Here is a 25,279-nt window from a genome sequence, read left to right as displayed (position 1 = left end):
TCATGACCTGACTTGGTGTTAGCCTGAGCGGCCTCGATGCCAAGGTGCGTTATCGCAAGCCGTGTTGGACCAAAGGGGGCGATCTTCGCGTGTCGGTCGATCTAGGCGTTGCGCCAGGGGTTCTGAAAAAGGGCGCGGGGGACATCCTCGGATCCCTCGAAGTGGTCAAAGACTTGAAGCTGAAGGACTTGGCGGAAGAGGGGGAGGCGCTCGGAGACGAGGAAGCTGCATCCGCCCTGGTCACGTTCACTGCCACTTGGGAGCTCGGCGCCAAGACCCTCACCGAGTGTGCGCTGGATTTGGCGGATGGACTGAACTCCGCCGACAGCGATTATCAGGCGACGGATCAGCGGATCCGCGAGGCCGTTGACTCGGTGAAGTCAGAGTTGCGTTAGAGGCTGTGTAGAGACGGGGAACCGCATCAATGGGAACCACGCTGGGGTGGACTGACGACCCCAAGAAGCTCGTGCCGGGCGACACCGGAAAGTTGCACGAGCTTGCCACCAGCCTCACTGGTTGGTCGAAGAAGTTTGACAAACTCGGCGATGACTTGCGCGAGTTCAAGATCCCGGGGTGGACCGGTCAGGCCAGTGCGGCTTTCTGGCCCGTCCTGTCCAAAGAGAAGACCAACTGGTATCTCGCATCTGACGCCATGTCGGGAGCCTCGCAAGCGGTCACGTCGTATGCCGCGACACTGGACTGGGCGCAGAAGCAGGCTGCGACGGCTATCCATCAATGGAATGCTGGTGATCACGACGCCGCTGAGGCAACCCTCTCGCATGCCCAGAAGCAACTCAAGCCCGAGACGGAGAAGCTGACCAAGAAACTCGAGGAGTTGGCCGGGGGTTCCTCTCATGCTCCGGGTTGGCTGACCGATGCCAGGCAACGGACTGACGCGTGGCAGTCCGCCAAAGAGCACGGTATGGGCAAGACCGCCCATACCCGGTGGCAGCACGAAACGACGAACTGGGTCACGGAGGGGAGGGCCGGCAGGAAAGAAAAAGAGTGGGGCAAGGACGAGAACGGCAACTGGTTCGTCCGGGACAAGCCGGCCAGCGCCGGTGAGCCGGATCCCGCTGCTGACGGTAGAAAGACCAATACCAACGTCAAGATCGCCGAGTGGACCGGCAAGGCCGATGTCTGGTCCGATGAAGTCAAGCGCGACGCAAAGTGGGGGGACGCCAAGGCCAAGGGCCAGCTGGGCGGATCTCTGCTGGGGGTAGACGGGACCGCGGGAGCCAGTTACACCAACGGACGTCTGCAGGCGGGTGCTTCGGGAACCGCCTATTTGGCCCAAGCCTCGGCAAGTGGCGGTGTCGAGTACGGGCCCGCGGCTGTCCAAGCCGAAGGAAAGGCATTTGCGGGCGCCGAAGCCTCGGCGAACGTCGGCGTCGGCAAGGACGGGGTGCACGCGGGCGGGGAAGCCTTCGCGGGTGCCAAGGCATCCGGTTCTGTCGGCGCCGATGTCGGTGGCCTGGGTGCCGGCGTCAACGGGGAGGCATGGGCGGGAGCAGGTGCCAGTGCGAATCTGGACGCGGGAATGAAGGACGGCAAGTTCACCATCGGCGGCGATCTCGGGGTGGGCCTGGGTATCGGAGGCAAGGTGGGGTTCGATGTCACGATCGACGCCGGCAAGGTCGGCGACACGATCGGAGACGCTGCCGACTGGGTAACCGACTGGGGCTAGAGCCAGTCGGTGTTCATCAAGGAAATGGATTTGCCATGACGGCCGAGTTGCCGGTCAAGATCTCGTTCTCGCTGCCCGAGGGGTGGCAGCCTGCCCCACCGGATGAGGTGGGTGCGCCTGGTGTCGCTTTCGTGGCGCTCCACCCCACTTCGGTGGATCAGGGCTTCACCGCGAACATCACCATCTCCGGGGAGATGAGGAATGATGCCGCCACCATGTGGCAGATCGCGGAGGAGTCGGTACACCGGCTCGGACAGGCGGGGACCGTCGAGGTCGTGAAAAAGCACGAGGCGGGAACAGCGGACATCCCTGGTCTGACCGACTCTCCGGGTGTGGTCCAGAACCTGCGTCTGCACACCACGCTGAAGGGACGACCTCTGGAGTTGTGCCAGAGTCAGGTCTATCTAGGCATGGAGGACATCAGGAACCCGGCCAAGCGGGCGGTCATCGAGCTCGTCCTCACCGCTACGTCGGCTCAACTGGGCCACGTGGTAGAAGACTTTCAGTCATTCCTGCGGACGGTACGGCCGGCCGAGGCGGACTCTGCCTGATCGGCCGGATCCCCCTTCGGGCCTGGTGAGTCCTTCACCAGGCCCGAAGCCATTGCCCATAGGTGAGAGTCGCCTCTCTCAGGGGGAACTCCAGACATGCGCCGGGATACGATCCAGGACGTCACACAGGTATGACAGTTTCTCATCCATCATCTGAGGTGTCAGCGGGCCCGTGTACCAGGTGAACAATTCGCCGTCGTGAAGCTGAAGCGATGTCTTGTCCGCCAAGGGCTCTGTCAGCAGGTACGGCATCAAGCCATGGCGAAGGGCATTCTGAGTGAATGCTTCATCATCGGTGATGACACGAAAACTCTTGTCGAATGCCGGCTCGCCTAGCAGGGTGCGCTCTCGTCGATCGAACAGGCGGTCCAGCATGTTGGGTCGAAGTATCTGCGTGAAGGCACCTGGGCCGGGTGCTTCGACGATGAAGACGGACCTGAGCTGTGGCTGGCGGTTGGCGTCGGTGCCGGACGTGGCGCTCATGAAGCGGTACTCGAAGCACTTGAACGCGCGACCACGAAACAACCCTGTGGTGTAGTGGCAGGCCGTCAAGTTCAAGCCCGAGGCGGGGAACGGTCGCAACCCGGAATATCCGTCGATCCGGCCCCTGGTGCGTGCTTCGTAGGTCCACCCGCGCTCTGCGGCATCGCGAGCGAGTTGTACGTACCCTTGTCCGGTTTGGCGATCTTTCCTGCGTCCGCGGCTGGACACAGTGAAGACGAGAGTGAAGATACCTGCGACAAGGATGAACATCACCACCGCCGGCAGTGCATGAACCAATTTCTCCATGGTTCCAGACTATGGCCGACGCAAGGGCTGCCGACAGCGGGCGCATCGCGGACTCGGAGTTGGGGCAGTGTGCCTGCGTCTCACCGACAAGGTGAATGTCTGGTGAAGAGGTTGGCGTGCGGGAGGTCACGTGCCAACGGCTCAGGTCGGTCGTCCCTCGTGACTCCAGGCATTGAGAGCCTGCACGTCACGGGTGAGCGGCCTGCGGTCATCGCTGCTCCTACGCTCGATAGAGTGATCATGGATGTCAGGATGATTCGGGTCTTTGAGTCCGGCAGTTGCGAGCCAGTGCGGCAAACCGGGCAGTATCGACACGGCTGGACCTTGTGCCGTAACTGAATTAACACACAGCGGGACTAGCCGCGTTGTAGTGGGTGACTAGAGTGGTAAACGCGTTGTGAGGCGCGGGCTCGCTTTGCGATCGTACGGTGAGTGGATGGCCAGCCCTGGGACCTGGTACGGGCCGAGGGGTGAACGGGGAAACGGGGAGGGACGTCGTGCTTCCGGCAGACATGGTGGGGGGCGTGTCGGCCGCCAGGGCAGCGAACCTGGAGGCCAGTGGCGAGGCGCTGGACAAGTTCGTGAAGCGGGTCGACGCCGTGCTCCGTGATCTTGAGGGGTCCGCGGGCGCCCCCGCGAAGGTCGGCGCCCAGACGATCAAGTCCTCCTCTCTCACATCGGGCGGCGAGAGCGCCTTTCCCGAGGCCCATGGTCTGTACCGGCAGTACCACCGCGTCCACGCGGAACTCACGTCCCTGTCCAAGAGTCTCCACCTGCAGATCGAGGCCGTAGGCATCGCGGTCCAAGGCGCGCACCGCGGCTTCGACAACCTCGAAGAGGAGCAGCGGCAGCGGTTCTGGGCGATTCAGACGCAGATCGGCGAGGCCCAGGACAAGAAGAACGGCCAGCAGCACGCCAACGGTCAGAACACCGGCGCGAGGTACTGACGATGACCGACAAGCAGCACAAGGACGACCTGGGCCGCGTCTCTCAGCAGAACTCCGCCACGGACATGGTCCGCGGGGTCGAGGACGGCCCGGGAGGCGGATTCCTCGACGGTCTGGTCAAGGCGGCGTTCGGCGCCACTCCCTTCGGCCGCGCGGTCTCCGGCCGGACCGACTTCGACAAGCGCGATCTCGACCTCAACAAGATGATCGACCTGGTCGAGGAGACCGATCCGGCGGACCTCGAATCCTCCGGCAAGGCCCTGTGGGACGCGCGTGACGCGGTCAAGGCCGCGGCGGACGAGCTCGACGGCCACATCGACCAGGTGCACTGGGTCGGTGAGTCGGGAGACGCGTTCCGGAAGTGGGGGGCCAAGCTCGTCACCAACACGCACCACCTGAGCGACTTCGCCGGTGCTGCGGGAGACCAGATCACGGCCGCCGCGGTGGGCCTGTCCTCAGTCCGCGGCGCCATGCCGGCCCGTGACACCCAGGCCGGCCGCAAACGTCCGGAGCACTTCACGGCTGCGGAGAAGACAGCCGACAAGGACGGGTACGAAGCCGCCGTCAAGGTGGAGAAGAACCGCCAAGAGGCCATCAACCAGATGAACCGTCTGGCCTCCTACTACGCGGTCTCCGAAGAGGTACTGGCGTCCTTGCCCGCCGAGGACAAGATGCCGGAGTTCACATCGATGCCGGATGTGGGGGTGCCGCAGCCTCGGCGGCAGTTCGCTCCCGACCCCGTCGCACCCGTCACCGGATCGGGTGGAGGGAATGGCGACGGCCAGACCTCGGGTACTGCCCACCGCTCGGCAGCGGTCGGCCACATCACCGGGCACGTGTCCGATGCGAGCCCGACACCGCACACGGCTGCGAGCCACCACATCTCGCCTGCTGATGTGCCTGTCGGGACGAACATCGACAGCGTCGGAACACTGCCTCCGCCCGCTACAGCTTCCGCCCCTCATGCCCCGTCTGTCACGAGTGCGAATCCGGCAGGTGACGGGCAGCCCATGACGGGCAGTGGTTTCGGCCTCCCGACGCCAGGTCGCGGAACGGTCCGCGGAACCAACGGAGACACTGGACCACGCGACTCTCGGGCCTTCCAGCGGCGTAGCGGGACCTCCAACGCTCTCGGTAATGGTTCCGCACGCCCCGGCGTACAAGGCCCCGCCAACCAGATGGGCCGAGCCAAGACGAGCGGACAATCCGGGCCCAACAGCGGTATGAAGTCGCCCATGACAGGGCGGGCAGCCGCCAGCGGCACGTCACAGGCGCCCGGCTCGCCGACCGGACGCCCGAACGCTATGCCGAACACTGGAGCAGCGCGGTCCAACGGTGTGGTCGGGGGGCGTCCCACGCAGAGTGGAGCAGGTGCGTCGAAGAGCGGGCCGAGGATTCCACGGGGAACGGTGGTCGGCGCCGAGGGAGCGAGGAATCCTCGCGCAGCGACCAATGGTCTGGGGCAGCGCGGTTCCTTCGGCGCGCTCGAATCCGCCTCGAAGCCGGGATCACGGGCGACGGGTTCCCGGTCCCGCTCCGGTTCCCCGGAAGCCGTCACTGGCCGCCCCGGTGCCCGTGTTTCCACTGCGGCCGCGGAGCGCAACGGCATGACGCAGGGCGGTACCGGACTGGTGGGCCGCAATCGTAAGAAAAAGTCCGGTGATGATGAGACGCAGGAAGCGTCCCGGCCGGACTACCTGATCGAAGACGACGAGACACATCTGTCGGAGAAGCACCGGCGCGGTATGCCGCCGGTGGTCGACTGAGCGCGAGCGAGGACAGCGAACACGATGAAGTCAGGCAGTGGCCGACGAGCCGAGCGGATAGCGATCGAGAGACCGCGTCGCGGTGAGCGAGTGCGCGCCGTCAGTACGGTCGCAAGCGTGCTGGCTGTCGCGGCCGTGGGCTTCGCTCCGAGCGCCGCCGCTGCTGATGTGCAGTCGAAGCAGTGGTACCTCAAGCCCATGCAGGCCGAGCAGATGTGGAAGACCAGCACCGGCAAAGGCGTGAAGATCGCCGTCATCGACACGGGAGTGAACGCTGACACCCCTTCACTCAAAGGTCAGGTCCTGGCCGATGAAGTACCCAAGTCGGTCGCCTACCGTGTCACGGCTGACTACAGCGGTCACGGAACGACCATGGCGGAGCTGATCGCGGGAACCGGTTCACAGGGCGGCTTGCAGGGCCTGGCTCCCGGGGCGAAGATCGTTCCTTTTCGGATCAGGCTGGAAGGCATGAAGGACGGAGCAGCGGACGAGCGGAAGACTCCTGAGTCCGAAACTGCGATTCGTGCCGCTGCTGACACCGACGTGAAGATCATCAACATGTCCTTCGGTGCGTTGGGGCCGAGCTCCAAGGAGGAAGAGGCAATCAAATACGCTGCCTCCAAGGGCAAGATGCTGATAGCCGCCGTAGGTAATGACGGAGAGAAGTCGGGCGACACCATCGGATACCCGGCCGCCTTCCCCTACGTCGTCGGAGTCAGTTCGTCCGACGAGGCAGGCTCGGTCTCGAAGTTCTCCTCCTCCGGGGGCTACGTGGACTTCGCGGCGCCCGGTCAGGATTTCCCGGGCTGGTGCGACGAGACTTTCAAGGCGTACTGCGACGACGTGCACGGTACGAGCCCGGCAGCCGCCATCACCTCCGCCTCCGCCGCCCTCATCTGGTCCGCCCACCCCGACTGGACCGTGAACCAGGTCACCCGTGCCCTCATCGACACGGCCGGCCGGAGTTGGCCGAAGAAGGATCCGAGCACGTACCTCGGCTACGGCGCGGTACGCCCGCGGCTCGTGCTGGCGAACAGGAACTACGACCCCGGTCCCGCGGCCGTCGACCCCCTCGCCAAGGAGAACGGCGGAGACGTGCTGGCCAAGTCGGCCTCCACCCCGACTTCCTCCAGCCCGACTTCCTCCACCCCCTCCCAGTCGCAGCCCCCGAAAGGCACCTCCGCCGCGGTACCCGGCGTGGAATCGTCGAGCGGCAGCGGCAACACCCTCTGGATCGCCCTCGGTGCCGTCGCCGCGGTCCTGGTGATCGGCGGCGCGGCCGCGGCGTTCACGCGGGCCCGGCGGGCCCGGTGACTTCGGCGGTCGTCCGCCGCCCTGTGCGGTGCGACCAGAGCGTTCAGAGCGTGGTCATCGTCGCGCGGTACGCCGTACCGGACGACGGTGGGCAGGGACACATGGCCCCGAGAGACACACAGCGAAAGGACTGACATGGCTGACAAGCAGCGGCTTGAAGACGCAGCGGTAGTCGACCTGCAGAAGAAGATGTACGAGAAGTTCGAGGGCATCCGCAAGCGCGTGCACTCGCTTCAGGGCGTGATCGACGGCCTCGAGGGGCAGTGGCAGGGCATCGGCCGTGCCGCCTTCGACAAGAAGCAGGCCGAGATCAACCAGTCGTTGCAGAACATCGGCAATATCCTCGGTGACGTCGTCGACGCCATGACCACGACGCGGCAGATCAAGGACAGCAAGGAGGACGAGGTGCGCGCGTCCGTCAACAAGATCGACATCCAGGACGGCGCGCCCACGGTCCCGTCGTCCGCCCTCAGCTCCTACTGAGCGAACCGGGGAAACCCGGCAGTACGCCCATAGGCACGCACCAGCGAGAAGAGGCAATTGAGCATGGCCAACAACAACGAGGGTCTGTCGGTAACTTATGACGGGCTCGACTTCGCCGCTACCAAGATCGGAAACGAGGCGCAGCAGCTCGAGACCGATCTGAGTGAACTCAGGGCCATGGTGGCGAGCAGCCTCCAGTACTGGGAGGGCCAGGCCCAGGGCACCTTCAACGACAAGCTGCACCGTTGGGACAAGGAAGCCAAGGACATCCACCAGGCCCTGACCGGCATCGGCCACGTCGTCGGCGAGTCGGGCGGTACGTACATGGGAGGCGACAAGAAGGCATCCTCCTACTTCCTGTAGGGAGAGACTCGCCGCAGTACAGGCACAGGGTGGGCGCGCACGGGAGGCGCCCACCCTGTTGCCGTTCCGGGCCCTGGGCCGTTTCGGCGGCCCAGGGCGGCGGCTACTGCTCTTCCAGGCCGATCTGGACCATCGGCTTGCCCTGCTTGCGCGACACGAAGGTGCCCCGGCCCGCTGGCATCGGCCGCGGCCGCACACCACCCAGCAGGTCACCCTCGCCGGAATCGCCCGCGAGGACCACGCCCTGGGCACCGAGCTCCTTGATGCGCTGCATGAAGGACTCGTAACCGGCCCGCCCGGCGCCCGCGGTGGACCGCGCGATGATGAAGCGGACGCCGACATCGCGTGCGAACGGCAGGAGTTCAGTCAGCCCCGCCAGCGGGTTGCCGCTCGATGTGGACACGAGGTCGTAGTCGTCGATGACGACGTACACCGTGGGGCCCCGCCACCAACTCCGTTCCCGCAACTGCTCGGCAGTCACGTCGGCCGTCGGGGTGCGGCGCTGCATCAGGTCGGCCAGGGCATCCATGTGGTGCTGCATCTGGTTCGACATGGGGATGTACTCCGCCAGGTGGGACGGCGGGGTCACCCCGAGCAGCGAGCGGCGGTTGTCGACCACGAACAGCTTGCAGCTCTTGCCGTCATAGCGCTCCGTGATCCGCTTGATCAGGAGCTTCAGCAGGTTCGACTTGCCCGACTCGCTCTCGCCGAACACCAGGAAGAACGGGTCCTGTTCGAAGTCCACGAAGACCGGCTCGAGATTATTCTCGTCCAGGGCGAAGGAGACGCCCTGCGCCGGGAACCGGTCGCCTGACGGCAGGTGAGCCGCGGGGAACTCGCGGGGCAACAGGCGCACTTCCGGAGCGCCGGGCTCCTGCCAGTGTCGGCTGACCTCCGTCGCGAGCGCGGTCGTGGCCTCCGCCAGGTCGGTGTCCGAGGACAGTCCGTCGATCCGGGGAACAGCGGCCATGAAGTGCTGCTTCTGCGGTGTCTGACCGCGACCGGGCACACCCGTGGGGACGTTGGCCGCGATCTTGCGGTCGATCTCGGAGTCCATGGGGTCGCCGAGCCGCAGTTCGAGGCGGTTCATCAGATGGTCCTTGAGGTTCGCGCGGACCTCCATGGACCGGGAGGCTGTGAGGATCAAGTGGATGCCGAATCCCAGACCGCGGGCCGCGATGTCCAGGATCAGATGCTCCAAGTTCTCGTAGTCCGAGCGGAAGTTGCCCCAGCCGTCGATCACCAGGAACACGTCGCCCCAGGGCTGGTCGGCCACCGAGATGTCACCGCGCGCGCGGCGGGACCTGAACTCCGCGATGGACGAGATCCCGGCGGACCGGAAGTACTCCTCGCGCCGGCTCATGACGCCGTACACCTCGGCCGCCGTGCGCCGGACCTTCTCGGGGTCCAGTCGCGAGGCCACGCCGCCCACATGGGGGAGACCGGCCAGGGAGGCCATACCGCCGCCACCGAAGTCGAGCCCGTAGAACTGCACTTCGGTGGGTGTGTGGGTGAGCGCGAACGAGGCGATGATCGAACGCAGCAGCGTCGACTTGCCGGACTGCGGACCGCCGATGATCTGCATATGGCCGGCCGCGCCGCCGAAATCGACCCAGAGCGGATCACGGCGCTGCTCGTACGGCTTGTCGATGAGCCCGGCGGGGATGACGAGCCGGCCCGCTCCCTCGTACCCCGGCTGCGTCATGCCGCGGCCCGGCACCGGGGCGAGACCGGGGAGCAGGGTGTCCAGCGAGGGCGGGCTGTCCAGCGGGGGCAGCCACACCTGGTGTGCGGAGGGGCCCTGAGCCTCGAGCCGCCGCACGATCACGTCGAGCACGGTGTCGGCGAGGGCGTCGTCCTTCTTCTCCTCCGGCTCCTCCTCGCGCTGCCGCGGCACCGGCGCGTACCGCACCGGCACCGGGGACGCCGTGAAGAGGACCGGCCTGCGGTCCACGGGCAGAGCGCCACCGATGGCCGCGGCGTGCTGCGAACTCGACTGGTACGCACCGGAGACGTACGCCGCCTTGAACCGCAGCATCTCGTCGGTGCCGAACTTCAGGAAGCCGGAACCCGGGACGTTCGGCAGCTCGTAGGCGTCGGGAACGCCCAGCGCGGCACGCGACTCGGCAGCGGAGAACGTCCGCAGACCGATCCGGTACGACAGATAGGTCTCCAGTCCGCGGAGGCGGCCCTCTTCCAATCGCTGCGAGGCCAGCAGTAGATGTACACCGAGCGACCGGCCGATGCGGCCGATCTGTACGAACATCTCGATGAAGTCCGGCTTCGCGGTGAGCAGTTCGCTGAACTCGTCGATGACCAGCACGAGGGAGGGGATTGGCTGGAGCGCCGCGCCCGCCGCGCGTGCCTTCTCGTAGTCGTGGATGTTCGCGTAGTTGCCCGCGTCGCGGAGCATCTCTTGGCGGCGGTTGAGCTCGCCCCGGATCGAGTCGCCCATCCGGTCGACGAGGGTCAGATCGTCCGCGAGGTTGGTGATCACGGCCGCCACGTGCGGCATCTGGGCCATGCCCGCGAACGTGGCGCCGCCCTTGAAGTCGGCGAGGACGAAGTTCAGCGTCTCGGAGGAGTGGGTGACGGCCAGACCGAGCACCAGCGTGCGCAGCAGCTCGGACTTGCCGGAGCCGGTCGCGCCGACGCACAGTCCGTGCGGGCCCATGCCTTCCTGCGCCGCCTCCTTGAGGTCGAGCATCACCGGACGGCCGTCCTCGCCGAGTCCGATCGGCACCCGCAGCCGCTCCGACTGCGAGCGCGGGCGCCAGGTCCGCTTCGGGTCCACGGACGCCGCGTCGCCCAGGTTCAGCAGATCGGTGAACTCCAGGTTGGCAAGCAGCGGCTGGTCGTCGTCCCCACCCGAAGCCATCCGCAGCGGTGCCATCTGGCGGGCCAGCGCCTCCGCTGCCTCGTACGACAGCGTGTCCGGCTTCCCTTCGTAGACCATCCCCTGCGCCGACTCAAGGCTGAGCTCCCCCTTCTGTACGACCACGGACAGTTCGCCACGGCCTGCGGTGAGGTCACCGGGCACGACCTCCAGGACCGTCACGCCCTGCATGCCTTCGGGGCTGGCGAGCAACGAGGAGGGGGGCAGGGACACCCCGTCGAGCACGACGACCACGTGCGGCTGGTCGGGGACCGGCGGACCGCCGGGATGGAAGCGCGGCCGACCCTGGAGCCGGCCGGCGAGCCTGTCCTCCAGCTCGATCGGGTCGGTGGTGAGCAGGCGCACGCTGCCCGCGCCGTCGGAGACGCTCATGTCCTGTGCGTGGGGCAGCCACTTGACCCACTCCCACTCGGGTGCCGAGGCACGGCCGGTGACGACCGCGATGACCATGTCGTCGGGCGAGTGCAACGCGGCGAGCGAGGCGGTGAGGGCCCGCGCGGTGCCCCGCATCGCGGCCGGGTCTCCGCTGATGGTCACGTGGTAGAAGGCACGCAGCGACAAGGCCATCGGCAGGTCGTCCAGCGTGCTGTGCGTGGCCAGGAACCGCTGCATGGCACCCGCCGTCAGGGGCTCCAGTTCGTCGACCGGGGCTGTCTGCGGCGGATACAGCGGAGTCGCGAGGGCCTGCACGCCGAGACCCACGCGGATCTGCCCGAAATCCTCGTCGGATGTGCGGCGTTCCCACACCCGACTGCCCTCCGCGACCAGCGCCCACAGTTGCTCCGGCGAAGGGTGCAGGTAGTACTGCGCGTCGCGCTGGGCACGAGCCGTCTCCAGGGCGGCGCGGCGGGTCTGCGACAGGTATCGCAGATAGTCCCGGCGCATGTCGGCCACTTGGCCCTGGCTGCCCCTGCGATAGCGGACCAGCATCGCGATGCCCATGGCGACGGTGGACGCGACCATGACCATGCCCATGATCTTCATGAAGGGCTGGGCCTGCGGGTTGAAGAAGAACACCACCGATCCGCCCATGCCCAGCATGGGCAGGAGCTGCATCATGGCGCTTTCCTGCTGACCCCGCGGCAGTTCCGGCGGAGCCTCGAGCAGAACCTCGTCCGTGGGCACTTCCTTCGGCAGTGCCCGCGGCGGGCGCTTGACGACGATGTGGCTCACTACGCACCAATTCCCTTGCCGGACCGAGATTTTTCGTTCGCCGCCCCGTGCCAGGCGAACGTCGATCGCGAAGCGCGATCCTACTGACAACCGCGCCTGACGCTGCGCGGTAGGGTGCCGTTGAGACGCGTGAGCAGTTGCGAATCGCTCCGGGAAAACCGGGCAATTCGCAGGGGTAACAGGGGGACGAGAAGGTGAGCGTGACAGTCGGCACGACGGGCGGACCGGGTGCCGGGACCCTCTCCGGCGCGGGTACCGGTTTCGGCTTCTGCCGCGTCACCATCGTGGCGCCCGACAGCCGTATCGACGTGGCCCTGCCGGACGACGTGCCGGTCGCCGACCTGTATCCCGAGATACTGCGACTCTCCCGGCAGAGTCCCGCCGAGGGCGCCCCGGTCGGCTACCACCTCGTCCGCAGGGACGGCACCGTCCTCGACGGAGCGCGGTCCTTCGCGGCGCAGCGCATACTCGACGGCGAACTCCTCACCCTGCGCCCGTTCGCCGAGTCGCTGCCGCCGGCCGTCCTCGACGACGTCTCCGAGGCGGTGGCCGCGGCCGTCACCCGCGACCGCACCCTGTGGAGCGGCGACCTGACGCGCTCGGCCGGTCTCGTGGCGGGCGGCATCCTGCCCGCGCTGCTCGCCTTCGTGGCCTGGACCTCCCAGATCCGCCACGACATGCACAGCCTCCAGGGCGTTATCGCCGCCGTCGCCGCCGTGCTGCTCACCACCGTCGCCTGCGTGCGCGCCCGGGTCTACGACGACCGGGGCTCCACGGTGTCCCTCGGACTGGGGGCGCTGCCGAACGTGGCCGTCGCCGGGTCCGGACTGCTGCCACTGTCCGAAGGACAGGGCATCGGGCGGCTCCAGTTCCTGCTCGCCTGCGCGACGGTCCTCGTCGCGTCCGTGGTGCTGACCCTGATCTCACCGAGCGGGGACAGTCCCTTCGTCGCCCTGGTCTTCGCCTCCGCGACCGGCCTGGCCACCACCTTCATCGCGATTCTCGCCGACCTGAGGCCGATCGAGACGGCCGCCGTCTGCGCGCCGCTGTCGGTCGTGGCCCTGGCCTTCCTGCCGGGGCTCTCGATGCGTTTCGCACGGCTGCCCATCGGGTTCGAACCGCCGAACCCGTCCCGTGGCTCGTACAACACCGGTGAAACCGCGCCGAAGGAGCCGGTGGACACCGAGCAGATCGCGGCGCGGGCCCGGCGAGGCCACGAACTCCTCGTCGGCCTCGTCGGTGGCTGCGCCCTGCTCGCCGTGGGCGCGTCGATCGTGCTCGGCTTCTCCAGTAACCTCTGGGCGCAGCTGCTGGCCCTCGCAACCGGTGTCGCGATGCTGATGCGCGCACACCTGTTCCGCTACACGGCCCAGGTGGCCGCCACCCTCGCCGCCGGACTCTCGAGCATCGTCTTCCTCGGTCTCGGGCTCGCGCTGAACCCGCCCCACGCCTACCTGATCGACGCCGCGCAGGGCGACACCGCCGGCCTGGACATCCGCAGCGTCTGGCTCGCCGTGGCGGTCGGCGGAGCGATCGCGCTGGTCACGGCCATCGCCCTGATCATCCCGCGACGAGGTGTCACGCCGTTCTGGGGCCGGTTCCTCGAGATCGCCGAGAGCTTCGTCCTGCTGACGCTGATCCCGCTGGCCCTGGCGGTGTTCGACGTGTACGCGCGGGCGCGGGCGATGACCAGTTGACGGCCCGGCCCGCGGTAGGGCACGGACACGCGGACGGGGCGGCACCTCAGGTGCCGCCCCGTCCGTCGCTCTGATCAGTCGGCCGTCAGGCCCCCGTTGTGCTCCATGGGGCGCAGATCGAACTCCCCGTCCCGGGCACCCAGCACGAAGGCCCGCCACTCGGCCGCCGTGTAGCGCAGCACGGTGTCCGGATCGAGGGAGGAGCGCATCGCCACCGCTCCGTCCGGCAGGTCCGCGATCTCGACCCGCTCCTCGTGCTCCTCGGCACCCGGAGCGCAGCGCCACTCGACGTCCGTGATGTCGAGTGCGTACAGCTCGTCGCGCTCCCGTTCCTTGCGAGCCTTCAGTTCCATGTTGTCGGTGTCGGCCATCGCGGCGTCGTCCTTTCTCCGGCGGGTCCCGCCGGTGAGCTGGGACGCACGATACTGTCCGGGGTTCTGCCTGGTCAGCGATTCGGGACGGAAAGCCGTCCCGCTCCCGGCGCACCGCACCCCGTCCAGTCGATGCCGAGCTGCTGGTACCCTGACTCTTGGCCGTTCGTGTACGCACCCCCCGAGCCCCCGCTCTGGAGGCCGCGCTCAGCGAGTCCCCGCCTCCCGAGTAACGGAAGCTCCCCCGAGATTCAGACCGGGGGCACTCGGCGGCAACCATCATGAGGAGTACGCGTGTCTCTCGACGCCGCTACGAAGAAGCAGATCATCGCCGAGTTCGGCCAGAAGGAGGGCGACACCGGCTCCCCCGAGGTCCAGGTCGCCATGCTGTCGCGCCGGATCTCCGACCTGACCGAGCACCTCAAGGCTCACAAGCACGACCACCACTCCCGCCGTGGTCTGCTCATCCTGGTCGGTCAGCGCCGCCGCCTGCTGCAGTACCTGGCCAAGAAGGACATCCAGCGCTTCCGCGCCCTGGTCGACCGCCTCGGCATCCGCCGCGGTGCGGCCGGCGCCAAGTAAGTCGCCATGAGGGAGCGGTTCCCGATCCGATCGGGAGCCGCTCCTTTTTTGCTGTACGTGCCCGCCTCCCGCACCCGCGGCAGGTACGGAAACATGCGGACTGTCAGTCTCCCTTTGTAGGGTGTTAGCACAACGCATCACGTACGACACAGAACGAGGAGACGCGCACCGCACCGCCGCCGGTCCTCGGTAGTGGCCCCCAGGGCATACGAACCCCCTGGGTGCTTCGATCGAAGACCGGCCCGCACCAGCCGGAGCGCTTCTCCCACTGTCCCCCCGCCACACGGGCGAGCGGGACGAAGACGAGGAGAAAACGCTAGTGGAGAACGAGACCCACTACGCCGAGGCCGTCATCGACAACGGTTCCTTCGGCACCCGCACCATCCGCTTCGAGACGGGCCGCCTGGCCAAGCAGGCCGCCGGTTCCGCCGTGGCGTACCTGGACGACGACACCATGGTGATGTCGGCGACCACCGCCTCCAAGGCCCCCAAGGACCAGCTCGACTTCTTCCCCCTCACGGTGGACGTCGAGGAGCGGATGTACGCCGCGGGCAAGATCCCCGGCAGCTTCTTCCGCCGGGAGGGCCGCCCCTCCGAGGACGCGATCCTCACCTGCCGCCTGATCGACCGCCCGCTGCGCCCCTCCTTCAAGAAGGGCCTGCGCAACGAGATCCAGGTCGTCGCCACGATCATGGCGCTCAACCCCGACCACCTGTACGACGTCGTGGCGATCAACGCCGCGTCCGCGTCGACGCAGCTGGCCGGTCTGCCCTTCTCCGGCCCGATCGGCGGCGTCCGCGTCGCGCTGATCCGCGGCCAGTGGGTCGCGTTCCCGACGCACACCGAGCTCGAGGACGCCGTCTTCGACATGGTGGTCGCCGGTCGCGTCCTGGAGGACGGCGACGTCGCGATCATGATGGTCGAGGCCGAGGCCACCGACCAGACGATCAAGCTGGTCGAGGGCGGCGCCGAGGCGCCGACCGAGGAGGTCGTCGCCGCCGGTCTCGAGGCCGCCAAGCCCTTCATCAAGGTGCTGTGCCGCGCCCAGGCCGACCTCGCCTCCAAGGCCGCGAAGCCCGAGGGCGAGTTCCCGATCTTCCTGGACTACCAGGACGACGTGTACGAGGCGCTGAAGAAGGCCGTCCAGCCGGAGCTGGCCCAGGCCCTCACCATCGCGGGCAAGCAGGAGCGCGAGGCCGAGCTGGACCGCGTCAAGGGTCTGGCCGCCGACAAGCTGCTCCCGAAGTTCGAGGGCCGCGAGAAGGAGATCTCCGCCGCTTACCGTTCGCTGACCAAGCAGCTGGTCCGCGAGCGTGTGATCAAGGAGAAGAAGCGCATCGACGGCCGCGGCGTCACGGACATCCGTACGCTCGCCGCCGAGGTCGAGGCCATCCCGCGCGTGCACGGCTCGGCGCTGTTCGAGCGTGGCGAGACCCAGATCCTGGGCATCACCACCCTGAACATGCTCCGCATGGAGCAGCAGCTGGACACCCTCTCCCCGGTGACCCGCAAGCGCTACATGCACAACTACAACTTCCCGCCGTACTCCGTCGGTGAGACCGGCCGCGTCGGCTCCCCGAAGCGCCGCGAGATCGGCCACGGCGCCCTCGCCGAGCGCGCGCTCGTGCCGGTGCTGCCGACGCGCGAGGAGTTCCCCTACGCGATCCGTCAGGTGTCCGAGGCCCTCGGCTCCAACGGTTCGACGTCCATGGGCTCGGTCTGCGCCTCCACCATGTCGATGCTGAACGCCGGTGTGCCGCTCAAGGCCCCCGTCGCCGGTATCGCCATGGGCCTGATCTCCGAGCAGGCCGACGGCGAGACGCACTACGTCACCCTCACCGACATCCTCGGTGCGGAGGACGCCTTCGGCGACATGGACTTCAAGGTCGCCGGTACGAAGGACTTCGTCACCGCCCTCCAGCTCGACACCAAGCTGGACGGCATCCCGGCCTCCGTCCTGGCCGCGGCCCTCAAGCAGGCCCGCGACGCCCGTCTCCACATCCTCGACGTGATGATGGAGGCCATCGACCGGCCCGACGAGATGTCCCCGAACGCCCCGCGGATCATCACCGTCAAGATCCCGGTCGACAAGATCGGTGAGGTCATCGGCCCCAAGGGCAAGATGATCAACCAGATCCAGGAGGACACGGGCGCCGACATCACGATCGAGGACGACGGCACGATCTACATCGGCGCGGTGGACGGACCGTCCGCCGAGGCCGCCCGCGCCACGATCAACGGCATCGCCAACCCGACGATGCCCGAGGTCGGCGAGCGCTACCTGGGTACGGTCGTGAAGACCACCACCTTCGGTGCGTTCGTCTCCCTGCTCCCCGGCAAGGACGGTCTGCTGCACATCTCGCAGATCCGCAAGCTCGCCGGTGGCAAGCGCGTGGAGAACGTCGAGGACGTCCTCGGTGTGGGCCAGAAGGTCCAGGTCGAGATCGCCGAGATCGACTCCCGCGGCAAGCTCTCCCTGATCCCCGTGGTCGAGGGCGAGGACGGCTCGGACGACAAGAAGGACGACGCCGACCAGTGACGTCCCGTGGCTTCAAGGCGACGGCCCGCACCTCCTCGGAGGCGCGGGCCGTCGCCCGTACCCAAACCCTCATCAAGGGCCGAGACGGCATCGGCACCGTCCGCCGGACCACCCTCCCCGGCGGACTGCGCGTCGTCACCGAGACGCTGCCCTCCGTGCGCTCGGCCACCTTCGGCATCTGGGCGCACGTCGGCTCCCGCGACGAGACCCCGGCGCTGAACGGCGCCACCCACTACCTGGAGCACCTGCTCTTCAAGGGCACCGAGAAGCGCTCCGCCCTCGACATCTCCGCCGCGATCGACGCGGTCGGCGGCGAGATGAACGCGTTCACGGCCAAGGAGTACACGTGCTACTACGCACGCGTGCTCGACACCGATCTGCCGCTCGCCATCGACGTGGTGTGCGACATGCTGACCGGCTCGCTGATCCGCGAGGAGGACGTCGACGTCGAACGCGGCGCGATCCTCGAAGAGATCGCCATGACCGAGGACGACGCCGGTGACTGTGTGCACGACCTGTTCGCGCACACCATGTTCGGCGACAACGCGCTCGGCCGCCCGGTCCTCGGCACGGTCGACACCGTCAACGCCCTCACCGCCGACCGCATCCGCCGCTTCTACAAGAAGCACTACGACCCGACCCACCTCGTGGTCGCGGCCGCGGGCAACATCGACCACGCCAAGGTCGTCCGCCAGGTCCGCGCCGCCTTCGAGAAGTCGGGCGCCCTCCGCGACACCGGCGCCCTGCCCATCGCCCCGCGCGAAGGCAGCCGCACCCTCCGTACCGCGGGTCGTGTCGAACTGGTCGGCCGCAAGACCGAGCAGGCGCACGTCATCCTCGGCATGCCCGGCCTCGCCCGCACCGACGACCGCCGCTGGGCCATGAGCGTGCTGAACACCGCCCTCGGCGGCGGCATGTCCTCCCGGCTCTTCCAGGAGGTCCGGGAGAAGCGCGGCCTGGCCTACAGCGTGTACTCCTACACCTCCGGCTTCGCCGACTGCGGCCTGTTCGGGGTGTACGCGGGCTGCCGCCCGAGCCAGGTCACCGACGTACTGAAGCTCTGCCGGGACGAACTCGACCAGGTCGCCGAGCACGGCCTCACCGACGACGAGGTCACCCGCGCCATCGGCCAGCTCCGGGGCTCCACCGTGCTCGGCCTGGAGGACACCGGCGCGCTGATGAACCGTATCGGCAAGAGCGAGCTGTGCTGGGGCGACCACATGTCGGTGGACGACATGCTGGCCCGGATCGCCGCGGTGACCCCGGACGAGGTCCGCTCCGTCGCCCGCGACATCCTGGGACAGCGCCCGTCGCTGTCGGTCATAGGCCCGCTGAAGGACAAGCAGGCCGCCCGGCTGAACGACGCGGTCGCCTGACCCACCCGGCACCTCAACTGCGGTAAGGAAACGAAGAGATGAGCAAGCTGCGCGTGGCGGTCCTCGGCGGAGGCGGCCGCATCGGGTCCGAGGCGGTACGGGCCGTCGAGGCCGCCGAGGACCTGGAGCTGGTCGCCTCCCTCGGCCGGGGCGACAAGCTGGAGACACTGGTCGACGCCGGTGCCCAGGTCGCCGTCGACCTCACCACCCCCGCCTCGGTCATGGGCAACCTCGACTTCTGCGTGCGCCACGGCATCCACGCGGTCGTCGGCACCACCGGCTGGACCGACGAGCGCCTCGCGCAGCTGCGGGCCTGGCTCGACCAGTCCCCGGAGACGGGCGTCCTCATCGCCCCGAACTTCTCCATCGGCGCCGTCCTCACCATGAAGTTCGCGCAAGTAGCCGCGCCGTACTTCGAGTCCGTCGAGGTCGTCGAGCTGCACCACCCCAACAAGGTGGACGCCCCCTCCGGCACCGCCACCCGCACCGCCCAGCTCATCGCCGAGGCCCGCCGCGAGGCCGGGCTCGCCCCGGCCCCGGACGCCACGGTCACCGCGCTGGACGGGGCGCGCGGCGCCGACGTGGACGGCGTGCCCGTGCACGCGATCCGGCTGCGCGGCCTCCTGGCCCACCAGGAGGTCCTGCTCGGCGGCGAGGGCGAGACCCTCACCCTGCGCCACGACTCGCTGCACCACAGCAGCTTCATGCCGGGCATCCTGCTCGGTGTGCGCCGCGTGGGGTCCGCTCCGGGCCTCACCTTCGGCCTCGAACACTTCCTCGACCTGGGCTGAGTACCCCTATCTCATGCGCGCGAAGATCACTTACCTCGTCACGGCCGCCGTCCTGGTCTTCTACTTCGTCCTGGTCGGCAGCCGGGGCGTGATGCTCATCCAGTCCGGCACGCTCCTCACCGTCACCTTCGGCGTGGCCGTGCTGATCCTGCCGGTCATCGGCGTCTGGTTCCTCTGGAAGAACACCCAGTTCGTCCGCCGGGCCAACCAGCTCGCCGCGGAGCTGGAGGCCGAGGGCGGCCTGCCCGTCGACGAACTGCGCCGCACCCCGGACGGCCGGATCGACCGCGACTCGGCCGACGAGGTGTTCGCCCGCCGCAAGGCCGAGACCGAGGCCGCCCCCGACGACTGGCGCAGCTGGTTCCGGCTCGCCGTCGCCTACCACGACGCCCGCGACACCCCGCGCGCCCGCAAGACGATGCAGCGCGCCATCGCCCTGCACGACGGCCGCCACCTCCCCGTCTGACCCCGCGTACGCCGAAGGGGCCGCCCCGCGACAGCGCGGGCGGCCCCTTCGGCGTACGCGTACGTCCTCAGCCGCGCCGGTACTCCGCGGCCCACGCCTCGATCGTGTCCGAGGCCAGGTCGAACCCGGCGGGACGGTTCAGGAAGTCCAGGGTGTGCGTGGTCAGGAGCGGGGGAGTGTCGTCCGGGGCGATGTCGTCGCGGACCAGCGTCAACGCCTGCCCCTGCACGGTGCGGGGCAGCCCCAGCCAGCGCACCGGCTGCTGCGCCGTCCGCAGCGAGACGACCCGCTGCCAGGGCACCGTACGCGTCACCAGGAAGCCGACCTGGCGCAGACCGCGCGGGCTCACCCAGACGCCCATGCGCAGCACCCGCAGCGCGCCGAGGACGATCGCCGCGGCGAGCACGAAGGTGACCCCGGCGGAGGTGGTGGTACCGGTCAGGGCGGTGAGCACGGCCCCGAACAGCACGAACGAGGAGAACAGCAGCCCCAGCGCCGCCCCGCCCACCCGCCACGGGCCGGGGCGGTACGGGCGCCGCCAGCGGTCCCGGTCGTCATACGGCAGCGAGCTCTCGTCGGCCGCCTCGAAAGTGCGGTCGGCCGTCAGGAAGGGCAGGGGCACGGCTGTTCCTCGCAAGGTCCTCGCACGGGCTTGTGCCCGGTGAGGCTATCCGCCTGTGGCGGGGCTCACCAGCCGTGGGCGGCCACAAGGGTCACCACGAGAGTCAGTGCCCCTGCGCCGCCTGCGACTGACCGGCAGGCGGCGCGGACGGAGTGGACAGCGCGGGCATGCCGACCATCAGCGCGCCCACTATCCCGGCGACCAGGGTCAGCATGAGCAGCGAACGCCCGGCCCGCTCGGCGCGGGACGCGCGCTCACGGGGCGGGGGAGTGACATTGCCGCGGAACCTGTCGGCCTCGGCGATGAAGGCGAAGGGTACGGGCTCACGACGACGGAACATCTGGGGTGGGTCTCCTTCCGGGGGTCTACCGACCTCACCCCTTCAGACGACGGAGTGACCCAAAAGGTGCCCATGTCCGGAAAACCGCTGGATGCGATCTTTGAGGTGAGGTGTTGCTCTGACCGGTGCGCGTGCCCCGTATGGTGGCTGCAAACCGCAGAAGTGATGGAAGGACCCTTGTGACCACCCCCGAGCCGCTCACGCTCCGTAGCGATGTCACCGTCGAACTGGTGAAATCCAGCGCGTCGGACAGCGATGTCCTCTTCGCCGCCCGAGTCTCCACCGTGGGCGAGCAGTCCCTGGACGAGCTGCAGAAGGACCCCGAGCGCTCCAAGGGCCTCATCAACTACCTGGTGCGGGACCGGCACGGCAGCCCGTTCGAGCACAACTCGATGACCTTCCTCATCAGCGCCCCGATCTTCGTCTTCCGCGAGTTCATGCGGCACCGCGTCGGCTGGTCCTACAACGAGGAATCGGGCCGCTACCGGGAGCTCCAGCCGGTCTTCTACGTCCCCGACACCTCCCGCAAGCTGGTCCAGGAGGGCCGTCCGGGCAAGTACGTCTTCGTCGAGGGCAGCCCCGCCCAGTACGACGCGGTGCGCGACACCCTGACGGAGTCCTACGAGCAGGCGTACGCCGCCTACCAGAAGCTGCTCGCCGAGGGCGTCGCCCGCGAGGTCGCCCGCGCGGCCCTCCCGGTCGGCCTCTACTCCTCGATGTACGCCACCTGCAACGCCCGCTCCCTGATGCACTTCCTGGGCCTGCGCACCCAGCACGAGCTGGCCAAGGTGCCGTCCTTCCCGCAGCGGGAGATCGAGATGGTGGGCGAGAAGCTGGAGGCCGAGTGGGCCCGGCTGATGCCGCTCACGCACGCCGCCTTCAACGCCAACGGCCGGGTGGCCCCGTAGCGAAGCCCTGTTCCCCGCGCGGAACGGATGTACGGATCACCCTCCCGAAGTGTCCGTATTGCGGCATTTAGAGAAGTTCATCTAGCCTGATCAAACGGACCCGGCACTGCTTGAACCCCCGAGCAGGCAGTGCCGGGCTCCTTGTACACCGCGGGTCACCGCGACTTTGTCCTGACTTTCCCGCCACCCCACGGGCAGACCATGGATCGAGTACCGAGTAGCGTGTCACCCATGGCTCCGACCTCGACTCCGCAGACCCCCTTCGGGCGGGTCCTCACCGCCATGGTCACGCCCTTCACGGCGGACGGCGCACTCGACCTCGACGGCGCGCAGCGGCTCGCCGCCCACCTGGTGGACGCAGGCAACGACGGCCTGATCGTCAACGGCACCACCGGCGAGTCACCCACCACCAGCGACGCGGAGAAATCGGACCTCGTACGAGCCGTCGTGGAAGCGGTCGGAGACCGCGCCCGCGTCGTGGCCGGAGTCGGCACCAACGACACCCACCACACCCTCGAACTGGCCCGCCAGGCCGAACGCGACGGCGCACACGGCCTCCTCGTCGTCACGCCGTACTACAACAAGCCCCCGCAGGAGGGCCTGTACCGCCACTTCACGGCCGTCGCCGACACCACCGGCCTCCCGGTGATGCTCTACGACATCCCCGGCCGCAGCGGCGTCCCGATCAGCACCGAGACCCTGGTCCGCCTCGCGGAGCACCCCCGGATCGTCGCTAACAAGGACGCCAAGGGCGACCTCGGCCGCGCCAGCTGGGCCATCGCCCGCTCCGGCCTCGCCTGGTACTCCGGCGACGACATGCTGAACCTCCCCCTGCTCTCCGTCGGCGCCGTCGGCTTCGTCTCCGTCGTCGGCCACCTCGTCGCCCCCGACCTGCGCGCCCTCGTGGACGCCTACACCTCGGGCGACGTCGTCAAGGCCGCCGAGATCCACCAGAAGCTGCTCCCGGTCTACACCGGCGTCTTCCGCACCCAGGGCGTCATGACCACCAAGGCCGCGCTCGCCCTCCAGGGCCTGCCCGCGGGCCCCCTGCGCGCCCCCATGGTCGAGTGCTCCCCGGAGGAGATCGCCCAGCTCAAGATCGATCTTGCTGCCGGCGGGGTACAGCTCTGACAACAGACTTCAGCACCATCCGAGCCACACAACTGAATCCCACAACAGCACAGCGGGCCACATGTGCCCGCACCCCATAACGACAACCGCACGCACCGAACGTCATACGCGCCACGTGCCTCCGGGTAGGTGGCGCGTCTGGTCAGGAGAGTCTTTTGAGTCATCCGCACCCTGAACTGGCCCCCCCGCCGCCGCTCGCCAAGGGCGCCATGCGGGTCACCCCCCTCGGCGGTCTCGGCGAGATCGGCCGCAACATGACGGTCTTCGAGTACGACGGCCGTCTGCTGATCGTCGACTGTGGCGTGCTCTTCCCCGAGGAGGAGCAGCCCGGCGTCGACCTGATCCTGCCGGACTTCTCGTCCATCCGGGACCGCCTCGACGACATCGACGGCATCGTCCTCACGCACGGCCACGAGGACCACATCGGCGCGGTCCCCTACCTGCTGCGCGAGAAGCCGGACATCCCGCTGATCGGCTCCAAGCTGACCCTCGCGCTGATCGAGGCCAAGCTCCAGGAGCACCGCATCCGGCCGTACACCCTGGAGGTGGAGGCGGGCGACCGTGAGCGGATCGGCCCCTTCGATCTCGAGTTCGTCGCGGTCAACCACTCCATTCCGGACGCCCTCGCGGTCGCCATCCGCACCCCGGCCGGCATGGTCGTGCACACCGGCGACTTCAAGATGGACCAGCTCCCGCTGGACGGCCGTCTCACCGACCTGCACGCCTTCGCGCGGCTGAGCGAGGAGGGCATCGACCTCCTCCTCTCGGACTCCACGAACGCCGAGGTACCCGGCTTCGTCCCGCCCGAGCGCGACATCTCCAACGTGCTGGACAACGTCTTCGCCGGTGCGCACAGCCGCATCATCGTGGCGAGCTTCGCCAGCCATGTGCACCGCATCCAGCAGATCCTGGACACCGCCCAGAAGTACAGCCGTAAGGTCGCCTTCGTCGGCCGCTCCATGGTCCGCAACATGGGCATCGCGCGGGACCTCGGCTATCTGAAGGTCCCGCCGGGCCTGGTCGTCGACGTCAAGCAGCTCGACGACCTCCCGGCCGACAAGGTCGTCCTGGTCTGCACGGGTTCCCAGGGCGAGCCGATGGCGGCGCTGTCCCGCATGGCCAACCGGGACCACCAGATCCGCATCGTCGAGGGCGACACGGTCATCCTGGCCTCGTCCCTCATCCCGGGCAACGAGAACGCGGTCTACCGCGTGATCAACGGCCTGACCCGCTGGGGCGCCAACGTCGTCCACAAGGGCAACGCCAAGGTGCACGTCTCGGGCCACGCGTCCGCGGGCGAGCTGCTGTACTTCTACAACATCTGCCGCCCCAAGAACCTCATGCCGGTCCACGGCGAATGGCGCCATCTGCGCGCCAACGCCGAGCTGGGCGCCGCGACCGGCGTCCCGCACGACCGGATCGTCATCGCCGAGGACGGCGTCGTCGTCGACCTGGTCGAGGGCAAGGCGAAGATCGCGGGCAAGGTCCAGGCCGGTTACGTCTACGTCGACGGCCTCTCGGTCGGCGACGTGCGCGAGCCCGCGCTGAAGGACCGCAAGATCCTCGGCGACGAGGGCATCATCTCGGTCTTCGTCGTGATGGACGCGTCCACCGGCAAGATCACGGGCGGCCCGCACATCCAGGCCCGCGGCTCCGGTATCGAGGACGCCGCGTTCTCGGAGGTCCTCCCGAAGATCACGGAATCGCTGGAGCGGTCGGCCCAGGACGGCGTCGTGGAGCCCCACCAGATGCAGCAGCTGATCCGCCGGACGCTCGGCAAGTGGGTCTCGGACACCTACCGCAGGCGCCCGATGATCCTCCCGGTCGTCGTCGAGGTCTGATCCGCGACGCTCTGACCTGCACTGGGGCCCCTCGACACCGGTCGAGGGGCCCCAGTGCGTCGCCGGGGGGAACACCCGCTCGAAAAAATCTTGACAGCACGGGTTGACACCCCCATGGCCGATCCGTAGAGTCCTTGGTCTGCCCCGGAGCCGTAACGGTTCTGTGGGTGGCACCTCCGTCGCGAAAGCGGCACTCAACCACCAGCTCGGCTCCCGCTCGGGATTGCTTTCGGCACGTCCGAATTCAATTCGAATGGGGCTCGGCAGCCCGATTAGGAACTGCCGGGGTTGATCGGCTAGAGTTTGAGACGTCGGAACGGCCCAGCGGGCCGGGAAGACAACCCCCTCTGACTGGGAATCAGACGCCGAAAGGATCTGATAGAGTCGGAACCGCCGGAAAGGGAAACGCGAAAGCGAAGAACTGGAAAGCACCGAGGAAATCGGATCGGAAAACGATCTGATAGAGTCGGAAACACCGAAGGGAAGCCCGGAGGAAAGCCCGAGAGGGTGAGTACAAAGGAAGCGACCGTTCCTTGAGAACTCAACAGCGTGCCAAAAATCAACGCCAGATTTAGTTGATACCCCGTCTCCAGCATCTGCTGGGACGAGGTTCCTTTGAAAAAACACAGCGAGGACGCTGTGAACC

22 protein-coding genes are annotated in these 25,279 nt (G+C 68.0%); 17 read left to right on the top strand and 5 right to left on the bottom strand.

The features are described 5' to 3' along the window. Positions 1-89: 89 nt before the first annotated feature. The 3 genes from ACI2LY_RS08365 to ACI2LY_RS08355 are packed head-to-tail and all read left to right on the top strand — an operon-like array spanning position 90 to position 2,238. On the top strand, positions 90-395 hold the full coding sequence (locus ACI2LY_RS08365; protein ID WP_404706520.1) for a hypothetical protein: 306 nt from the start codon (positions 90-92) through the stop codon (positions 393-395). A 29-nt stretch (positions 396-424) separates the two neighbouring features. Then, positions 425-1,687, top strand: coding sequence for a putative T7SS-secreted protein (locus tag ACI2LY_RS08360; protein WP_404706519.1), 1,263 nt, complete (start codon positions 425-427; stop codon positions 1,685-1,687). Between the two features lie 35 nt (positions 1,688-1,722). Continuing rightward, the gene (locus tag ACI2LY_RS08355) at positions 1,723-2,238 is read left to right on the top strand and encodes a hypothetical protein (protein ID WP_404706518.1); all 516 of its coding nucleotides are present in this window, start codon (positions 1,723-1,725) and stop codon (positions 2,236-2,238) included. A 78-nt stretch (positions 2,239-2,316) separates the two neighbouring features. On the opposite strand, the gene ACI2LY_RS08350 is transcribed toward ACI2LY_RS08355, so the two are convergent. Further along, positions 2,317-3,027, bottom strand: coding sequence for a hypothetical protein (locus ACI2LY_RS08350; RefSeq protein WP_404706517.1), 711 nt, complete (start codon positions 3,025-3,027; stop codon positions 2,317-2,319). Between the two features lie 497 nt (positions 3,028-3,524). On the opposite strand from ACI2LY_RS08350, the gene ACI2LY_RS08345 reads away from it, so the two are divergent. From ACI2LY_RS08345 to ACI2LY_RS08325, 5 genes are all read left to right on the top strand, one after another. Continuing rightward, complete coding sequence (locus tag ACI2LY_RS08345; protein ID WP_404706516.1) at positions 3,525-3,974, top strand: hypothetical protein; 450 nt, start codon at positions 3,525-3,527, stop codon at positions 3,972-3,974. Between the two features lie 2 nt (positions 3,975-3,976). After that, a complete protein-coding gene (locus ACI2LY_RS08340) occupies positions 3,977-5,740 on the top strand; it encodes a hypothetical protein (RefSeq protein ID WP_404706515.1) in 1,764 nt (587 codons plus the stop codon). 90 nt (positions 5,741-5,830) lie between these two features. Then, positions 5,831-7,054 carry a S8 family serine peptidase gene (locus ACI2LY_RS08335; RefSeq protein WP_404706514.1) on the top strand — a complete coding sequence of 408 codons (1,224 nt, stop codon included), beginning with the start codon at positions 5,831-5,833 and terminating at the stop codon, positions 7,052-7,054. A 135-nt stretch (positions 7,055-7,189) separates the two neighbouring features. After that, positions 7,190-7,537 carry a WXG100 family type VII secretion target gene (locus tag ACI2LY_RS08330; RefSeq protein ID WP_404706513.1) on the top strand — a complete coding sequence of 116 codons (348 nt, stop codon included), beginning with the start codon at positions 7,190-7,192 and terminating at the stop codon, positions 7,535-7,537. 63 nt (positions 7,538-7,600) lie between these two features. Further along, on the top strand, positions 7,601-7,900 hold the full coding sequence (locus ACI2LY_RS08325) for a WXG100 family type VII secretion target (RefSeq protein WP_404706512.1): 300 nt from the start codon (positions 7,601-7,603) through the stop codon (positions 7,898-7,900). 103 nt (positions 7,901-8,003) lie between these two features. On the opposite strand, the gene eccCa is transcribed toward ACI2LY_RS08325, so the two are convergent. Continuing rightward, positions 8,004-11,969: a type VII secretion protein EccCa gene (eccCa, locus tag ACI2LY_RS08320; RefSeq protein ID WP_404706511.1), complete on the bottom strand. Its 3,966-nt coding sequence runs from the start codon at positions 11,967-11,969 to the stop codon at positions 8,004-8,006. Positions 11,970-12,163: 194 nt separating this feature from the next. On the opposite strand from eccCa, the gene eccD reads away from it, so the two are divergent. Next, positions 12,164-13,666, top strand: a complete 1,503-nt coding sequence (eccD, locus tag ACI2LY_RS08315) for a type VII secretion integral membrane protein EccD (RefSeq protein WP_404706510.1) — start codon at positions 12,164-12,166, stop codon at positions 13,664-13,666. A gap of 74 nt (positions 13,667-13,740) precedes the next feature. On the opposite strand, the gene ACI2LY_RS08310 is transcribed toward eccD, so the two are convergent. Then, positions 13,741-14,037 (bottom strand): DUF397 domain-containing protein, encoded by a 297-nt coding sequence (locus ACI2LY_RS08310; RefSeq protein WP_404706509.1) that lies wholly within the window; start codon positions 14,035-14,037, stop codon positions 13,741-13,743. Between the two features lie 294 nt (positions 14,038-14,331). Here ACI2LY_RS08310 and rpsO point away from each other — a divergent pair, with 294 nt between their 5' ends. The 5 genes from rpsO (at position 14,332) to ACI2LY_RS08285 (ending at position 19,791) form a co-directional block, all read left to right on the top strand. Beyond that, a complete protein-coding gene (gene rpsO / locus ACI2LY_RS08305; protein WP_030816847.1) occupies positions 14,332-14,619 on the top strand; it encodes a 30S ribosomal protein S15 in 288 nt (95 codons plus the stop codon). Between the two features lie 319 nt (positions 14,620-14,938). Continuing rightward, a complete protein-coding gene (locus ACI2LY_RS08300; protein WP_388994561.1) occupies positions 14,939-17,158 on the top strand; it encodes a polyribonucleotide nucleotidyltransferase in 2,220 nt (739 codons plus the stop codon). Further along, the gene (locus ACI2LY_RS08295; RefSeq protein WP_404706508.1) at positions 17,155-18,534 is read left to right on the top strand and encodes a M16 family metallopeptidase; all 1,380 of its coding nucleotides are present in this window, start codon (positions 17,155-17,157) and stop codon (positions 18,532-18,534) included. Before ACI2LY_RS08300 ends, ACI2LY_RS08295 begins: the two co-directional genes overlap by 4 nt. A 38-nt stretch (positions 18,535-18,572) precedes the next feature. Then, positions 18,573-19,325 carry a 4-hydroxy-tetrahydrodipicolinate reductase gene (dapB, locus tag ACI2LY_RS08290; protein WP_404706507.1) on the top strand — a complete coding sequence of 251 codons (753 nt, stop codon included), beginning with the start codon at positions 18,573-18,575 and terminating at the stop codon, positions 19,323-19,325. A gap of 13 nt (positions 19,326-19,338) precedes the next feature. Then, positions 19,339-19,791 carry a hypothetical protein gene (locus tag ACI2LY_RS08285; RefSeq protein WP_404706506.1) on the top strand — a complete coding sequence of 151 codons (453 nt, stop codon included), beginning with the start codon at positions 19,339-19,341 and terminating at the stop codon, positions 19,789-19,791. A gap of 67 nt (positions 19,792-19,858) precedes the next feature. Here ACI2LY_RS08285 and ACI2LY_RS08280 read toward each other — a convergent pair whose 3' ends face one another. After that, positions 19,859-20,413 (bottom strand): hypothetical protein, encoded by a 555-nt coding sequence (locus ACI2LY_RS08280; protein WP_404706505.1) that lies wholly within the window; start codon positions 20,411-20,413, stop codon positions 19,859-19,861. Between the two features lie 103 nt (positions 20,414-20,516). Continuing rightward, the gene (locus tag ACI2LY_RS08275; protein WP_404706504.1) at positions 20,517-20,753 is read right to left on the bottom strand and encodes a hypothetical protein; all 237 of its coding nucleotides are present in this window, start codon (positions 20,751-20,753) and stop codon (positions 20,517-20,519) included. 179 nt (positions 20,754-20,932) lie between these two features. On the opposite strand from ACI2LY_RS08275, the gene thyX reads away from it, so the two are divergent. The 3 genes from thyX to ACI2LY_RS08260 all read left to right on the top strand — a co-directional run bounded on the left by thyX (position 20,933) and on the right by ACI2LY_RS08260 (position 24,633). Then, positions 20,933-21,661 carry an FAD-dependent thymidylate synthase gene (gene thyX, locus ACI2LY_RS08270; protein WP_388994544.1) on the top strand — a complete coding sequence of 243 codons (729 nt, stop codon included), beginning with the start codon at positions 20,933-20,935 and terminating at the stop codon, positions 21,659-21,661. 231 nt (positions 21,662-21,892) lie between these two features. Then, positions 21,893-22,792 (top strand): 4-hydroxy-tetrahydrodipicolinate synthase, encoded by a 900-nt coding sequence (gene dapA / locus ACI2LY_RS08265; RefSeq protein ID WP_404706503.1) that lies wholly within the window; start codon positions 21,893-21,895, stop codon positions 22,790-22,792. Between the two features lie 155 nt (positions 22,793-22,947). Next, entirely contained in the window at positions 22,948-24,633 is a 1,686-nt protein-coding gene (locus ACI2LY_RS08260) for a ribonuclease J (protein ID WP_404706502.1), read from the top strand. Positions 24,634-25,279 lie beyond the last annotated feature (646 nt).

The sequence above is a fragment of the Streptomyces sp. NPDC002176 genome (genome assembly GCF_044903645.1).
Lineage (GTDB): Bacteria > Actinomycetota > Actinomycetes > Streptomycetales > Streptomycetaceae > Streptomyces.
Note: the sequence above shows the minus strand (reverse complement) of the source record. Positions and strands in the feature narration are given on the sequence as shown.

What these genes read in the sequence shown, in the direction of transcription:
- ACI2LY_RS08360 (WP_404706519.1), top strand. Translation starts at nt 425, where the DNA reads ATGGGAACCACGCTGGGGTGGACTGACGACCCCAAGAAGCTCGTGCCG.
- ACI2LY_RS08355 (WP_404706518.1), top strand. Translation starts at nt 1,723, where the DNA reads ATGACGGCCGAGTTGCCGGTCAAGATCTCGTTCTCGCTGCCCGAGGGG.
- ACI2LY_RS08350 (WP_404706517.1), bottom strand. Translation starts at nt 3,027, where the DNA reads ATGGAGAAATTGGTTCATGCACTGCCGGCGGTGGTGATGTTCATCCTT.
- ACI2LY_RS08340 (WP_404706515.1), top strand. Translation starts at nt 3,977, where the DNA reads ATGACCGACAAGCAGCACAAGGACGACCTGGGCCGCGTCTCTCAGCAG.
- ACI2LY_RS08330 (WP_404706513.1), top strand. Translation starts at nt 7,190, where the DNA reads ATGGCTGACAAGCAGCGGCTTGAAGACGCAGCGGTAGTCGACCTGCAG.
- ACI2LY_RS08325 (WP_404706512.1), top strand. Translation starts at nt 7,601, where the DNA reads ATGGCCAACAACAACGAGGGTCTGTCGGTAACTTATGACGGGCTCGAC.
- ACI2LY_RS08310 (WP_404706509.1), bottom strand. Translation starts at nt 14,037, where the DNA reads ATGGCCGACACCGACAACATGGAACTGAAGGCTCGCAAGGAACGGGAG.
- dapB (WP_404706507.1), top strand. Translation starts at nt 18,573, where the DNA reads ATGAGCAAGCTGCGCGTGGCGGTCCTCGGCGGAGGCGGCCGCATCGGG.
- ACI2LY_RS08285 (WP_404706506.1), top strand. Translation starts at nt 19,339, where the DNA reads ATGCGCGCGAAGATCACTTACCTCGTCACGGCCGCCGTCCTGGTCTTC.
- ACI2LY_RS08275 (WP_404706504.1), bottom strand. Translation starts at nt 20,753, where the DNA reads ATGTTCCGTCGTCGTGAGCCCGTACCCTTCGCCTTCATCGCCGAGGCC.
- dapA (WP_404706503.1), top strand. Translation starts at nt 21,893, where the DNA reads ATGGCTCCGACCTCGACTCCGCAGACCCCCTTCGGGCGGGTCCTCACC.